The organism is Chromobacterium rhizoryzae, assembly GCF_020544465.1.
Classification (GTDB): domain Bacteria; phylum Pseudomonadota; class Gammaproteobacteria; order Burkholderiales; family Chromobacteriaceae; genus Chromobacterium.
In genome coordinates this window covers 3,510,574-3,524,615 of sequence record NZ_CP066126.1, presented here as the reverse complement: position 1 = coordinate 3,524,615, position 14,042 = coordinate 3,510,574, and the positions used below count along the sequence as shown (strand labels likewise).

17 protein-coding genes are annotated in these 14,042 nt (G+C 64.6%); 6 read left to right on the top strand and 11 right to left on the bottom strand.

What is annotated here, in order from left to right:
• Window positions 1–54: 54 nt before the first annotated feature.
• The 3 genes from JC616_RS15835 (at window position 55) to folE (ending at window position 3,878) form a co-directional block, all read left to right on the top strand.
• Complete coding sequence (locus JC616_RS15835; protein WP_107799857.1) at window positions 55–1,338, top strand: YeaH/YhbH family protein; 1,284 nt, start codon at window positions 55–57, stop codon at window positions 1,336–1,338.
• A gap of 158 nt (window positions 1,339–1,496) precedes the next feature.
• Window positions 1,497–3,011 carry a SpoVR family protein gene (locus tag JC616_RS15830; RefSeq protein WP_107799856.1) on the top strand — a complete coding sequence of 505 codons (1,515 nt, stop codon included), beginning with the start codon at window positions 1,497–1,499 and terminating at the stop codon, window positions 3,009–3,011.
• Window positions 3,012–3,239: 228 nt separating this feature from the next.
• Complete coding sequence (folE, locus tag JC616_RS15825) at window positions 3,240–3,878, top strand: GTP cyclohydrolase I FolE (protein WP_107799855.1); 639 nt, start codon at window positions 3,240–3,242, stop codon at window positions 3,876–3,878.
• A 4-nt stretch (window positions 3,879–3,882) separates the two neighbouring features.
• Here the strand turns inward: folE and JC616_RS15820 are convergent, their stop codons facing one another.
• Genes JC616_RS15820 through JC616_RS15805 form a run of 4 tightly spaced genes read right to left on the bottom strand, consistent with a single transcriptional unit; the run spans window position 3,883 to window position 6,858 of the window.
• Window positions 3,883–4,662, bottom strand: coding sequence for an ABC transporter ATP-binding protein (locus tag JC616_RS15820; RefSeq protein ID WP_227104175.1), 780 nt, complete (start codon window positions 4,660–4,662; stop codon window positions 3,883–3,885).
• Window positions 4,655–5,629, bottom strand: coding sequence for a FecCD family ABC transporter permease (locus JC616_RS15815; RefSeq protein ID WP_107799853.1), 975 nt, complete (start codon window positions 5,627–5,629; stop codon window positions 4,655–4,657). The genes JC616_RS15820 and JC616_RS15815 overlap by 8 nt, the downstream gene beginning before the upstream one ends.
• Before the next feature lie 36 nt (window positions 5,630–5,665).
• Entirely contained in the window at window positions 5,666–6,478 is an 813-nt protein-coding gene (gene dapB, locus JC616_RS15810; protein WP_227104174.1) for a 4-hydroxy-tetrahydrodipicolinate reductase, read from the bottom strand.
• Window positions 6,475–6,858 (bottom strand): outer membrane protein assembly factor BamE, encoded by a 384-nt coding sequence (locus tag JC616_RS15805; RefSeq protein ID WP_227104172.1) that lies wholly within the window; start codon window positions 6,856–6,858, stop codon window positions 6,475–6,477. The genes dapB and JC616_RS15805 overlap by 4 nt, the downstream gene beginning before the upstream one ends.
• 93 nt (window positions 6,859–6,951) lie before the next feature.
• Here JC616_RS15805 and fur point away from each other — a divergent pair, with 93 nt between their 5' ends.
• From fur to JC616_RS15790, 3 genes are read left to right on the top strand one after another with little or no spacing between them, the layout of a single operon-like run.
• On the top strand, window positions 6,952–7,377 hold the full coding sequence (gene fur / locus JC616_RS15800) for a ferric iron uptake transcriptional regulator (protein WP_019101530.1): 426 nt from the start codon (window positions 6,952–6,954) through the stop codon (window positions 7,375–7,377).
• Window positions 7,374–8,075, top strand: a complete 702-nt coding sequence (gene aat / locus JC616_RS15795) for a leucyl/phenylalanyl-tRNA--protein transferase (protein ID WP_227104170.1) — start codon at window positions 7,374–7,376, stop codon at window positions 8,073–8,075. Before fur ends, aat begins: the two co-directional genes overlap by 4 nt.
• Window positions 8,062–8,799: an arginyltransferase gene (locus JC616_RS15790; protein ID WP_107799849.1), complete on the top strand. Its 738-nt coding sequence runs from the start codon at window positions 8,062–8,064 to the stop codon at window positions 8,797–8,799. Before aat ends, JC616_RS15790 begins: the two co-directional genes overlap by 14 nt.
• Window positions 8,800–8,919: 120 nt before the next feature.
• On the opposite strand, the gene JC616_RS15785 is transcribed toward JC616_RS15790, so the two are convergent.
• The 7 genes from JC616_RS15785 to JC616_RS15755 form a co-directional block, all read right to left on the bottom strand.
• On the bottom strand, window positions 8,920–9,387 hold the full coding sequence (locus tag JC616_RS15785; RefSeq protein ID WP_048415794.1) for an outer membrane lipoprotein: 468 nt from the start codon (window positions 9,385–9,387) through the stop codon (window positions 8,920–8,922).
• A 112-nt stretch (window positions 9,388–9,499) separates the two neighbouring features.
• The gene (locus JC616_RS15780) at window positions 9,500–10,528 is read right to left on the bottom strand and encodes a quinone-dependent dihydroorotate dehydrogenase (protein WP_227104168.1); all 1,029 of its coding nucleotides are present in this window, start codon (window positions 10,526–10,528) and stop codon (window positions 9,500–9,502) included.
• 58 nt (window positions 10,529–10,586) lie between these two features.
• Complete coding sequence (locus JC616_RS15775; RefSeq protein WP_227104166.1) at window positions 10,587–11,177, bottom strand: malonic semialdehyde reductase; 591 nt, start codon at window positions 11,175–11,177, stop codon at window positions 10,587–10,589.
• Window positions 11,178–11,205: 28 nt separating this feature from the next.
• A complete protein-coding gene (gene motD, locus JC616_RS15770) occupies window positions 11,206–12,042 on the bottom strand; it encodes a flagellar motor protein MotD (RefSeq protein ID WP_227104164.1) in 837 nt (278 codons plus the stop codon).
• A 19-nt stretch (window positions 12,043–12,061) separates the two neighbouring features.
• Window positions 12,062–13,003, bottom strand: a complete 942-nt coding sequence (locus JC616_RS15765; RefSeq protein ID WP_227104162.1) for a S49 family peptidase — start codon at window positions 13,001–13,003, stop codon at window positions 12,062–12,064.
• A gap of 41 nt (window positions 13,004–13,044) precedes the next feature.
• A complete protein-coding gene (locus tag JC616_RS15760) occupies window positions 13,045–13,407 on the bottom strand; it encodes a Rieske (2Fe-2S) protein (RefSeq protein ID WP_227104160.1) in 363 nt (120 codons plus the stop codon).
• Window positions 13,383–14,042: an HAD-IA family hydrolase gene (locus JC616_RS15755; protein ID WP_227104158.1), complete on the bottom strand. Its 660-nt coding sequence runs from the start codon at window positions 14,040–14,042 to the stop codon at window positions 13,383–13,385. The genes JC616_RS15760 and JC616_RS15755 overlap by 25 nt, the downstream gene beginning before the upstream one ends.

The following is a 14,042-nucleotide window of genomic DNA, read 5'->3' as shown; positions in this document are numbered from 1 at the left end:
AGGCGATGGCCGCCCGCGGGCGGCCGCCGTCGGCACAGGCAAAGCGAGGTGCTTATGTCCCACATCATCGATCGGCGCCTCAACGGCAAGAACAAGTCCGCGGTCAACCGCGAACGGTTTCTGCGCCGTTTCAAGGCCCAAATCAAGGAGGCCGTCGCCAAGGCGGTCAAGGGGCGCAGCATTACCGATATCGAGAGCGGGGAGAAGGTCTCGATTCCGGTAAAGGATATTTCCGAACCCGTGTTTCATCACGGCAAGGGCGGCATGACGGAAAACGTGCACCCGGGCAATGAGGAGTTCGTCAAGGGCGACCGCCTGCCGCGGCCACAGGGCGGCGGGGGCGGAGGCGGCAGCAAGGCCAGCCAGGACGGCGAGGGCGAGGACGATTTCGTGTTCCAGCTGTCGCGCGAAGAGTTCATGAACGTGTTCTTCGACGACCTGGCCCTGCCCAATCTGATCAAGACCCAGCTGATGGGCATTGAGGAGATGAAGACGGTGCGCGCCGGTTACACCAACGACGGCACGCCGGCCAACATCAATATCGTGCGTTCGCTGCGCGGCGCGCTGGCGCGGCGGGTGGCGATGGCCGCGCCCACCATGGCCACGCTGGGCGATGCGGAGGAGGAACTCGACACCCTGATGGAGGATGACGAGGACAACACCTCGGAAATCCGCGAAAAACGGCAAAGCATTCACCGGCTGCGCGAACGCATCGCCAGCATTCCGTGGATAGACCCGTTCGACCTGCGCTACAACAACCGGGTCAAGCAGCCCAAGCCCACCAGTCAGGCGGTGATGTTCTGCATCATGGACGTGTCCGGCTCCATGGACGAGCAGAAAAAGGACATGGCCAAGCGCTTCTTCATCCTGCTTTACCTGTTCCTGCAGCGCAATTACGAGAAGATCGAGGTGGTGTTCATCCGCCATCACACCAGTGCGGTGGAGGTGAGCGAGGAGGATTTCTTCCACTCGCGCGAATCCGGCGGCACCGTGGTGTCCTCGGCGCTCAATCTGATGGCGGAGATCGTCAAGAAACGCTACGCCGGCAGCGAATGGAATATCTACGCCGCCCAGGCGTCCGACGGCGACAACTGGGACAGCGATTCCGCCAACTGCGGCCGCATCATGGAGGAGGACCTGCTGCCTTACTGCCAGTACTTCGCCTACATCGAGATCACCGAAGGAGAGCCGCAAAACCTCTGGTACGAATACTTGAAGGTGCAGGAACGCAACCGCCAGTTCGCCATGCAGAAAATTCGTTCGGCTTCCGACATCTACCCGGTCTTCCGGGAACTGTTCAAGCGCCAGCCGGCCAATGGCCGCGCCGCCACCGCCTGAGAACGTGTTTATGATCTCGCGAGACAAGGCGGAAACGAGCGAAAAAGCGGAATGTACACGTGGTACATGAGCATTTTGAGCTCGGTTTCAACGCGGTATCGCCGACGCGCAGCAGATCGTAAACAGGTTCTGAGCGGTCTTGCCAAGGGGGGAGCAACATGACACCGATTTCTACCGGGTCCGAATGGACCTTCGACCTGGTCGACGAGTACGACCGGCAGATACGCACCATCGCGGTGGATGAATTCAAGCTGGATGTCTATCCCAACCAGCTGGAAGTCATCACCGCCGAGCAGATGATGGACGCCTACGCCTCGGTGGGCATGCCGGTCAACTACCATCACTGGAGCTACGGCAAGCATTTCGTCGCCACCGAAAAGAGCTATAAGCGCGGCCAGATGGGGCTGGCCTATGAGATTGTGATCAACTCCAACCCCTGCATCGCCTATCTGATGGAGGAAAACTCCATGACGATGCAGGCGCTGGTGATCGCCCACGCCGCTTACGGCCACAACAGCTTTTTCAAGGGCAACTACCTGTTCCGCGCCTGGACCGACGCCTCGGCCATCATCGACTATCTGGTGTTCGCCAAGAGCTACATCACCAAGTGCGAGGAGCGCTACGGCATAGACGCGGTGGAGGACTTGCTGGACAGCTGCCACGCGCTGATGAATTACGGCGTGGACCGCTACAAGCGGCCGCAGAAGCTGTCGCTGGCCAAGGAGCAGGCGCGCCAGGAAGAGCGCGAGCAATACCTGCAAACCCAGGTCAACGATCTGTGGCGCACCATTCCCAAGCGCGACAAGGACGGCAGCGACAAGGCGCCGCCGCGTTTTCCGCCGGAGCCGCAGGAAAACCTGCTGTACTTCATCGAGAAATCCGCGCCGCTGCTGGAGCCTTGGCAGCGCGAGGTGGTGCGCATCGTGCGCAAGGTGGCGCAGTATTTCTACCCGCAGCGGCAGACCCAGGTGATGAACGAGGGCTGGGCCACGTTCTGGCATTACACCATCCTCAATCGCCTGTACGACAAGGGCATGGTCACCGACGGCTTTATGATGGAGTTTTTGCAGAGCCACACCAATGTGGTGTACCAGCCGCCGGTGACGGCGCGTTGGTACAACGGCATCAACCCGTACGCGCTGGGCTTCTCCATGTATCAGGACATCAAGCGCATTTGCGAAGCCCCCACCGACGAGGACCGCGCCTGGTTCCCGGACCTGGCCGGCACGCCGTGGCGGGAGTCCCTGGAGTTCGCGATGAAGAACTTCAAGGACGAGAGCTTTATCTCGCAGTATCTGTCGCCCAAGCTGATTCGCGATTTCCGTCTGTTCTCCATCCGCGACGACGACCACGACGACAAGCTGGAAGTGTCCGCCATCCACGACGACATGGGCTACCGCGACATCCGCGGCAAGCTGGCGGAGCAGTACAATCTGGGTTCGCGCGAGCCCAATATCCAGGTGTGGTCGGTCAATGTGCGCGGCGACCGCAGCCTGGTGCTGCGCCACACCATGCACAACAGGCGGCCGCTGGACGACAACAGCGCCAACGAGGTGCTCAAGCATGTGTGCCGGCTGTGGGGCTTCGACGTGAGGCTGGAAAGCGTGGACGGCAATGGCGATGTCAAGCAGAGCTACGAGATGAAATCCAACCTGGATGGCGCGCGCGTGTAGCCGCGGCGGCCTGTGATATAGTCGAAAACCCGGGGCCGGCGGTCGTCGCCCCCGGGTTTTTCATGCCGCCGGCGGATGCAACTTTCCCTCCGGGCCGCTCTCGAATTCCTATTTCGATTGCGCGTCGCCGCCGCAAAGCCTGTTTCGCTTCACGCGAGGTGGCCCCGGCCGCGCTCTGACTCGCCGGCGCGCGGCGGACTTTGAACCAGCGCTCACAAGGGAGACGATATGGACCACCAGCATTGCGATCATCCAGCGCCGGAGCGCGCGCCCAAGGTGGGCGTGGAACGCTTGCGGCCCTTCGACAAGGAGGCGTTTGAGCGCGCGGTGACCGATTTGCTGACCGCCTGCGGCTTTCAGCCGCAAGGCGATCCACATCTGGGCAGGACCGCGGAACGTGTCGGCGCGTTTTGGCGCGACCGCTTGCTGGACGGCTACGCCGCCGATCCGAGCGAGGTGCTGGGCTGCGGTTTTGAAGACGACTCCCGCGAGATGGTCATCATCAGCAATATCTCCATCCACAGCCTGTGTCCGCACCATCTGGTGCCCTTCGAAGGCATCGCCCACGTCGCCTACATTCCGGGCGGACGGCTGCACGGCTTCGGCCGCATCGCGCGGCTGATCGACGTGATCTCGCACCGCTTGAATTACCAGGAATGGATTTGCCAGGAAGTGGCGGACGCGCTGGTGCGGCACGGCATGGCCAAGGGCGCGGCCTGTGTGATCCAGGCCAAGCAGATGTGTTTGCAACTGGGGGAAAACCGGCGCGGCGCGGAGGCGGTGATCACCCAGGGCTTCGCCGGAGAAGTGGGCGAGGCCGACCGCGCGCGTTTTCTCAGCGAGTGCAAGCAGGCCTCGCACCGCTGAGCGTTTACTCTTGGTGCGGGTGGGGCAAGGGCACGAAAGCCCGCAAGGCGTGCTCCCGGCTGCTCAGCTCCGCCAGCCGCACGCCGTAAACCGCCTCCAGCGTTTCCCGCCGCATGATTTCGGGCGTGGGCCCGAAGCCGGCGGCGCGTCCTTCGTTCAGCAGCAGCACATTGTCGGCGTGGCGCAGCGCCAGGTTCAGATCGTGCACCACGGCCAGCGCGCCGATGTTCAGCTCGCGGCAGATGCGGGCCACCTGCGCCAGCAGCGCGTCGGCCATGGCGAAGTCCAGCGCGGCGGTGGGTTCGTCCAGCAATAGATAGCGTTCCGCGTCCGCAGAGGCCAGCAACTGGCACAGCGCGCGCGCCAGGTGGGCGCGTTGCTGTTCGCCGCCGGACAGGGTGCGCGCCTGGCGTTGCGCCAGCTCCGCGGTGCAGGTGAGTTCCATCGCCTGGCGGCAGGCCTCGCCGGCGTCGCCCAGCAGATAAGCGCCGGACTGGATCAGCTCCATCGTGCTCCAGCCGGCCGGCGTCAGCGGATTTTGCTCCACCACCGCGCGCTGGCGCGCCAGTTGCGCGGCGGATTGGCCGCGCAGCGGCCGTCCGGCCATCCACGCCTCGCCGGCGCTGGGCGCGTGCAGACCAGCCAGCATGCCCAGCAAGCTGCTTTTACCGGCCCCGTTGGGGCCTAGCACGATATTGAGTTCGCCCGGCACCACGCGCAGGGACACCGCCTCCACCAAGAGGCGGCCCTGGCGGGAAAGGCTGAGGGCGCGCGCTTCAAGCATGGGCGTCCTTTTCCGCGCTTTGCCGCAGCAGCCACAGGAAGAAGGGCGCGCCTATCAGGCTGGTGATCACGCCCACCGGCAGTTCGCTGGGCGCCAGCAGGCTGCGCGCCAGCCAGTCCGAGGCGATGGCCAGCAGCGCGCCCAGCATGGGCGCGATCCACAGCAGCCGGCGCGCGTTGCCGCCCACCAGTTGGCGCGCCAGGTGCGGGCCCATCAGGCCGATGAAACCGATCATGCCGCAGGCGGACACCACCAGGCCGGCGGCCAGGGCCGCCAGGATCACCACCTGCCATTCGCGGCGACGCACTTCAAAGCCCAGGTGAAAGGCGGCGGTTTCGCCCAATTGCAGCGCGTTGAGAAAGCGCCATTGCCGGTGCAGCGCCAGCCAGACCAGCGGCGCGGCCGCGCACAGCAAGACGGTTTGCGGCCAGTCCACGCTGGCGAAGCTGCCCATCAGCCAGAAAATCACCACGCGCAAGGAGCCGTCGGGCAGGGTGGTGATCAGCAGGGTCAGCAGGCTGCCCAGCAAGGAGCTGATGGCGAGACCGCTGAGGATCAGCCGGCTGCCGCCTTGTTGGGTCTGGCCCAGCAGGCGGATCAGCAATAAGGAGAACAGGCCGCCGGCGAAGGCGGACGCGGACACCGCGTAGAGGCCGGCGCCCAGGCTCAGCGCGGCGGCGGCGGCCAGCGCCGCGCCGCTGTTGATGCCGATCAGGCCGGGTTCGGCCAGCGGGTTGCGGAAACGCGCCTGCACCGCCGCGCCGGCGCTGGCCAACAAGGCGCCGGCGCTGGCGCTGGCCAGCAGGCGCGGCAGCCGCAGCTGCCACAGCAATTGCCATTCCAGTTCCGGCAAGGGCTGGCCGGCCAGCAAACGGGACGCGTCCATGCCGCTGCCGTGCAGCAGCGAGGCGAGAGAGAGGAGAATCAGGCCGGCCGCGAGGGCCAGGGTCAGCGGGAAGAGGCGCATGGAAAGGGGGGCGGGGAGGAGGCTCCCCGCCGGCGCTTAGCGCAGGCCCAGCACGTCCTGCATATCGAACAGGCCGCGCGGTTTGCCGGCCAGCCAGCGCGCGGCGCGCACCGCGCCGTTGGCGAAGGTGGCGCGGCTGGAGGCCTTGTGGCTGATTTCCACGCGTTCGCCGATGGCGGCGAACAAGGCGGTGTGGTCGCCGACCACGTCGCCGCCGCGCACGGTGGCGAAGCCTATGGTGTGCGGATCGCGCTCGCCGGTCACGCCTTCGCGGCCGTAAACCGCGCATTCTTTCAAGTCGCGGCCCAGCGCGTCGGCGATGACTTCGCCCATGCGCAGCGCGGTGCCGGACGGCGCGTCCACTTTATGACGGTGGTGGGCTTCGATGATTTCGATGTCGTAGCCGTCGTCCAGCACTCGCGCCGCCATGTCCAGCAGCTTGAAGGTGAGGTTGACGCCAACGCTGAAATTGGAGGCGAACACGATGCCGATCCGGTCGCCGGCGGCGCGGATCGCCGCCTTGCCGGACTCGTCGAAGCCGGTGGTGCCGATGATCATCTGCACGCCGCGCTCGGCGCAGGCGGCCAGGTGTTCCAGCGTGCCTTCCGGGCGGGTGAAGTCGATGACGGCGTCGGCGCCTTCCAGCGCCTGGAGGAAGTCGCCGCCTATCTTGACGCCGGTGTGCTTGCCGATGAACAGGCCGGCGTCCTGGCCGATGAATTCCGAGCCGGGGCGGTCCACCGCGGCGTGCAGAGCCACGCCGGGCGCGGCCAGCGCCGCTTCAATCAGGGCCTTGCCCATGCGGCCGCCGGCGCCGACCACCACCAGTTTCAGCGGGGAGGCGCTCATGGCTTGGCTTCCTGGGCCGGCGCGGAGGCGGTCAGCGGCGGGCGTTCGGCCGGCTGCGCCTGGCCTTCCACGCGCTCCAGCACGTCGCCGTTGAAGTGGATGGTCAACAGGCGGTTGCTGTTTTTATCCAGCTTGCCCTGCTTGATGTCGCTATAGGTGTAATCCCAGCGATTGGCGTGAAACGCGTCGGCCAGTAGCGGAGAACCCAACAGGAAACGCACTTGCGAGCGTGTCATGCCCGGTTTAAGTTTGGCGACGGCATCCTCTGTGACATAATTGCCCTGCTGGATTTCCATCTTGTGCGGGCTGAGCCAGTTCAGAGGGTTCATTGAGCTGCAGCCGGAGAGGGCAAGGACGGCGACAAAAATCAGGGCGCGCATGATACTCCGTGACCTAAAAGTTATGAGGCGGTAATTAGGCAAAGCCGTGAAAAGGCTTTATCATGATCTGAAATCGACCCACTTTATATCACGATGAGCAAAGCCAGTCACCTTAAAGATATCGGCCTCAAGGCCACCGGCCCGCGTTTGAAAATCCTCGATCTGTTCGAGGAGGAGCACGCCGGCCACATGTCGGCGGAAGATGTCTACCGCAAGCTGCTCGCGGAAAATATCGACATCGGCCTTGCCACCATTTACCGCGTGCTGACGCAGTTCGAGCAGGCGGGCATTCTGGTGCGCCACCATTTCGAAACCGGCAAAGCGGTGTACGAGCTGAACCAGGGCGGTCATCACGATCACATGGTGTGCGTCAGCTGCGGCAAGGTGGTCGAGTTCTTCGATCCGGAGATCGAGGCTTTGCAAGACCGCATCGCCGAGCAGCATGGTTTCCGCATCGTCGATCACGCGCTGTACATGTACGGCGAGTGCCCGGACTGCCTTAACGCCAAGAAGGCATGATTCCCTGGCTCGGTCCTGAGCCGGTCTTCCCTCCGGTGCGGCTGGCTCTGCGCGAACCCAATGGTTTGCTGGCCGCCGGAGGCGATTTGTCCCCGCAGCGCATCCTGGCTGCTTACTCCCAAGGCATTTTCCCCTGGTTTTCCGAAGGCGAGCCCATTCTGTGGTGGTCGCCGGCGCCGCGCATGGTGCTGAGTCCGGACGAGCTCAAAGTCAGCCGTTCCATGGACAAAGTGCTGCGCAACCAACCTTATGAAATCCGCGTGGACACTGCGTTTCGCGAGGTGATATCGGCCTGCGCCGAACCCAGAACCCAGCAGCAGGGCACCTGGATCGTGCCGGAGATGGTGGACGCCTATTGCCGTCTGCACCGGCTGGGCTACGCGCATTCTTTCGAGACCTGGATGGACGGCGAGCTGGTCGGCGGTCTGTACGGCATCGGCCTGGGCTTGATGTTCTACGGCGAATCCATGTTTTCCCGGCGCAGCAACGCGTCCAAGCTGGCCTTCATCCACATGGTGCGCCATTTGCGGACGCAGGGGGTGACGATGATAGATTGTCAGATGCACACCCGCCATTTGCAGAGCTTGGGCGCCAAGTTGGTTTCGCGTCAGACATTTCTTGCTACTCTGAAAGAGAATGCCCGACGGGCGCAGCCCGCCGCGATGTGGAACTACCGGTATACCAATGAGCCATCGTGATCCCGGCCCGACAGTGGCCATCCATTTCTACGCCACCGCGCCCTATCCCTGTAGTTATCTGGCCGGGCGTCAGGCGCGTTCGCAGGTGGCGATCCCGGCGGAGGCGATCGATGGCGAGGTTTACAGCCAGTTGGTGAAGCTGGGCTTCCGCCGCAGCGGCCTGTATACCTATCGGCCGTATTGCGACAGTTGCCAGGCTTGCGTGCCGGTGCGGATTCCGGTGGAGCGCTTCGCGCCCAGCCGCACTCAGCGCAAGGTGGCGCGCCGGCTGGAGGCGATGCAGGTGCGCCTGCTGCCGCTGGAGTTCGACGCCGAACACTATGCGCTGTATCGCTGGTATCAGCAGTCGCGGCACGCCGGCGGCGGCATGTCGGACGACGATCCGCAGCAGTATTCGGAGTTCATCCTGAAAAGCGGGGTGGACAGCATGCTGGCGGAGTTCCGCCTGGACGGCGAATTGAAGATGGTGAGCCTGATCGACCGCCTGGCCGACGGCCTGTCCGCGGTGTACACCTTTTACGATCCGGAAGACGCCAAATCCAGCCTGGGCGTGTTCAATGTGTTGTGGCAGGCGGAGCTGACGCGGCGGCTGGGGCTGCCGCACCTGTATCTGGGCTATTGGATACGCGAATGCCAGAAGATGTCCTACAAGGCGATGTATCAGCCCCTGCAGGCCTTGATGGACGGGCGTTGGGTGGAGTTGTCCAGGCCGCGGGACGAGTGAGCGGACCCAATGAAAAAGCCGGCGCGAGCGCCGGCTTTTTCATTGCTGACGCGGTCCGCGTCAGAGCCTGTTCAAGGCCTGCGAGTCGAAGACGTGCGACGGCGGGCCTTGAGCGGATGCTTAGAACGGCACCACGCGGTCGTTGCCGCCGCCGGTCAGCACGCGCACGCGCTGGTTGGCGGAGAACGGAATGTCGGCTTCCTGCACGATGGAGATCATGCGGCCGGAACCGTCCAGCTTGACGGTGATTTCCAGCGCGTTCTTGCTCAGGCCGCGTTGAGCGGCCTGGGCGCCGAAGCCGCCGGCCAGCGCGCCTACGATGCCGCCGGCGATCTGGCCCTTGCCGCCGCCGATATTGCTGCCGGCCAGGCCGCCCAGTGCGGCGCCGCCCAGGGTCAGCAGCTCATTGTTGCTGCCTTCCATTTTCACGTTTTGCACCGACACCACGGTGCCCAGCTGCACGGTCTGCGCCTGGCGCATCTGGCCTTTGGAGTAGACGGCGGCGGAGTCGGAGGTGGCGCAGCCGGTGAGCACGCCGGCGCTCAGCAGCGCGACGGCGGAAAGACGAATCAGTTGTTTTGCGTTCATATGAGTGAGTCCCATGTTATATAAGCGAGCCGGTTTGCCCCGGGATGGTCGCCGCGGGCCTGTCGCCGGGCTTCCTGAGGGAGGGCCCGTGCGCGGCCGCGCGTGCTGTTGTTCAGGGTTTGGCGCGCGCTGCGATCGCATTCGCGCATTCGGCCACCAGCGCCGGGCCTCGGTAGATCAGGCCGCTGTAGACTTGCACCAGGCTGGCGCCGGCGTCCAGTTTTTCCACGGCGTCCCGCCCGGACAGGATGCCGCCAACTCCTATGATAGGCAGAGCGCCGTCAAGTTCCTTGGCTAATTTGCGAATAACTGTTGTGGAACGGTCTTTGACCGGCGCGCCGGACAGGCCGCCGGCCTGCTCCGCCAACGGGTGGCCGGCCACCGCCTCGCGTGAGAGCGTGGTGTTGGTGGCGATGACGCCGTCGATGCGGTGTTCGGTCAGCAGGCGGGCGATGGCGACGATCTGATCGTCGTCCAGATCCGGCGCGATCTTCAGCGCCAGCGGCACGTGGCGGCCGTGCTTGTCGGCCAGCGCCTGCTGGCGCTGCTTCAATTGCGCCAACAGGCGGCCCAGTTCGTCGCCCTCCTGCAACTGGCGCAGGTTCTTGGTGTTGGGCGAGGAAATGTTGACGGCGACATAGCTGGCGTAGGCGTAGACCTTGTCCAGGCAGGCCAGGTAGTCGTCGGCGGCGTTTTCTATCGGGGTGGCGGCGTTCTTGCCGATATTGATGCCGAGCACGCCCTGGAATTTGCAGCGGCGGACATTGTCCAGCAGGGTGTCCACGCCCAGATTGTTGAAGCCCATGCGGTTGATGATGGCCTGGTGCTCCGGCAGGCGGAACAGCCGCGGCTTGGGATTGCCCGGCTGGGGCCGCGGGGTGACGGTGCCGATTTCGATGAAGCCGAAACCCAGCGCGGCCAAGGCGTCGATATGCGCTCCATTCTTGTCCAGCCCGGCGGCGAGTCCCACCGCGTTGGGGAAGGTCAGGCCCATGGCTTGCACCGGCTTGCGCGCGGCGCTGTGGCAGGTCAGCGTGCTCAGGCGCAGCTTGTGCGCCTGGTCCAGCATGGCCAGCGTCTGTTCGTGGGCGGTCTCTGCGTCAAAGCGGAACAGCAGCGGGCGCAGAAGCGAATAGAGCATCTTGTTTCTCCAGGCAGCAAAATGCCCGGCATTATAACCGGGCATGGGGCGGGGGGGATTAAAGAATCTGGCAGGCGTCGTCAAACTCGAAGCGCGGCGAGCGCGGGTAGAGCTTGTCCGCGGCGCCGTAGCCCAGGTTGACCAGGAAGTTGGATTTGAAGCGGCCGTCCGGGAAGAAGGCCTGGTCCACCGCGGCGTTGTCGAAGCCGGACATCGGACCGCAGTCCAGCCCCAGCGAGCGCGCGGCCAGCAACAGGTAGCCGCCTTGCAGGCTGCTGTTGCGCGAGGCGGTGGCCTGGATCGCCGCGTCGTTGCCTTCGAACCAGCTTCTGGCGTCGGCGTGCGGGTAGAGCTTGGGCAGGTGCTCGTAGAAGCGCATGTCCTGAGCCACGATCACGCAGACCGGCGCGGCCATGGTTTTTTCGACGTTGCCTTCGGCCAGGCAGGGCTTGAGCTTGGCCTTGGCGGCGTCGCTTTGCACGAAGATGAAGCGCGCCGGCGAGCAGTTGGCGCTGGTGGGCGCCATTTTCAGCAGGTCGAACAGCTGGTGCAGCGTTTCGGCGGTGACCGGGCGGTCCTGCCAGTGGCTGTGGGTGCGGGCGTTGAGGAACAGCTGTTCCAGCGCGGAATGATGAATCGGGGTGCTCATATCGTGCTCCTCTTGAGAAACAGGGGTGTTAGCGGCCATTGGCCATGGATGCGTCTTGCGGCGACAGCACTTCGGCGTCGCTCAGCCCGCTCGCCAGCACGGTGATGGCGACGCGGCGGTTGCTGGCGCGGCCGTCGGCGGTGGCGTTGTCGCCCACCGGCAGGTTGGCGCCTCGGCCCACCGCCACCAGCCGTTCCGGCTTGATGCCGTTTTCCTGGAACAGGCGCACCACGCTGCCGGCGCGCGAGGCGGACAGTTCCCAGTTGGACGGGAAGTAGGAATTGCGGATGGGCACGGTGTCGGTGAAGCCTTCCACCCGGATCGGATTGTCCACCTTGGCCAGCTGCAGCGCCATATTGGCCATCAGCTGGCGCGACTGTTCGTTGGGCTGCGCCTGTCCGGTGGGGAAGAGCGCGGTGTCGCGGATGTCGATGGTGACGCCCTTGCTGCTGTGGGTGATGGTGACCTGGCCGCTCTTGACCAGCGGGTCCATCACTTTGGCCAGATCCTGGGTCAGGTTGGCGAGCCGGGTTTTTTCGTCGCCCTGGGCGGAGCCGGTGTTGGCTTTTTTCTCGGTCTGGTGTTCCCCCTTGACCGCCTTGGCGATGGGCTTGGTCTCGGGGATCTCTATCATGGTGTTGGCCCCGCCGCTGGGCGGGGTGGTGTTGACGCTGATGGTGGAGCCGGAGCGGAAGGCATCCACGATGGCGGAGGAAAGCACGCGGTACTTGCCCTCGTTGACCGAGGAGATCGCGTACATCACCACGAAGAAGGCGAACAGCAGGGTGATGAAGTCGGCGTAGGAAACCAGCCAACGTTCATGGTTCTCGTGTTCTTCTTCCTGTCGTTTTCTTCTGCGCGCCATGGTGTGCCTTGCCGGTTGGTCAGAACAGCTTGGTGTCGAACAGACTCTTCACGCCGCCGGCGAACTCCACGCCGATCTTGCGCGCCACGCGGCTGGACAGATCGTCTTGCTGAGTATAGTCGACGGTTTTCTCCGCCTTGATCACGTCGCGCGCCACCGAGCGCACCGTGCCCAGGCCGTCGGCCAGGCCCAGCGGGATGCTCTTGTCGCCCAGCCACACCATGCCGGAGAACAGTTGCGGGTTCTTGGCCAGGCGCTGGCCGCGGCCAGCCTGGACCGCCGCGATGAATTGCTGGTGGATGTCGTCCAGCAATTGCTGGCGGATGGCTTCTTGCTTGGGGTTGACCGGGGAGAAGGGATCGCCCATCGCCTTGTTTTCGCCGGAGGTGCGCAGGCGGCGGTCCACACCCAGTTTTTCCATGGCGCCGGTGAAGCCAAAGCCGTCGGACAGCACGCCGATGGAGCCGATGATGCTGGCCTTGTCGACGAAGATCTTGTCGGCGGCGGAGGCGATGTAATAGCAGCCGGACGCGCAGACCTCGCTGACCACCACGTAAACCGGCACCGACGGGTGCAGCTTCTTCTGGCGGCGGATTTCGTCATAGGCCATGCCGGACAGCGCCGGGCTGCCGCCCGGGCTGTTGGCGTCGATGATGATGCCCTTGGTGCTCTTGTCGCCGTAGGCGTCGGTCAGGGCCTGGCTCAGCTTGTTGGCGGTGTCGCTCTGGCTGTCGATCACGCCTTCCAGCGTGATGACGGCGGTGTGCCCGGAGCCGACGATGCCGGCGGTGGCCTTGTCCTCGTTGCGCATGAACAGGCTGAACAGGATGAAGCCGATGATGATCAGCCAGATCATGCGGAAGAAAATTTTCCACTGGCGGGCGCGGCGTTGTTCCACCAACGCGGCGCTGGCCAGTTTTTCCAGCAATTGGCGTTCCCAATGGTTGGAGGTGTCGCTCATGTGTGGGTGCTCCCTGAATAATTCCAGGAGTCTAGCAAAGTTCACGACGGCATGACATTGATGCAGATGTTGCCGTCCTGTTCGAAGACGGGCACGGCGATCAGCCGCTGGCCGCGGCAGGGGCCGGAGACGCAATAGCCGGTGTGCGCTTCGTAGCAGGCGCCGTGCATGCTGCACACCAGATAATGGCCGCTGAGGTCGAAGACTTCGCCGTCGCGCAAATCCAGTTCCACCGGGATGTGGCGGCAGGCGTTGACGTAGGCGTAGACCTTGCCGCGGTAGCGTACGGCGAAGGCGGGCAGCGGCGGGGCGCCGTCCGTCTGTTCGATCTCGAAGCGCCAGGCGCGGCCGCCGTCCTGCAGCTCGGCCGCGGAGCAGATTATCCGAGTTTCGGCAGCAGCCATGTCTGCAGCTCGGGGTAGGAATGGAACAAGGCCAGCGGTCCGCAGCTTTCCAGGTGCTCGCTGTCGTGGGCGCCGAAGCCGACGCCTACGCCGTGGCAGCCGGCGTTGCCGGCCATCAGCAGGTCGTGGCTGGTGTCGCCTATCATCAGCGTGCGGCGCGGGTCCGCGCCCAGCATCTCGGTCAGCGACAACAGCATCTCCGGATGAGGCTTGGAATGGCATTCGTCCACGGTGCGGGTGGCGTGGAACAGCGGGCCGAGCCCGGTCTGCTCCAGCAAGCGGTTGAGGCCGGCGCGGCTGTTGCCGGTGGCCACCGCCAGGAAAACGCCGCTGGCGGCGATGGCGTTCAGGCAGTCCACGGCGCCGTCGAACAGGGTCACCTGATGCTGGTTGGCGTGGTAATGATGGCGGAAGGCTTCGGTCAGCCGCGGCAGTTGCTCCGGGGCGGCGGCCGGACAGGCCTGTTGCAGCGCCTCGGCCAGGCGCAGGCCGATGACGTGGCTGGCCTGCTCGCGGCTGGGGACGGGCAGGGACAGGTCGGCGCAAGCCTGCTGGATGGACTGGCTGATGTGAGCGGTGGAGTCCATCAGGGTACCGTCCCAGTCGAAAACGACCAGATCGAAGCGAGTGTTCAT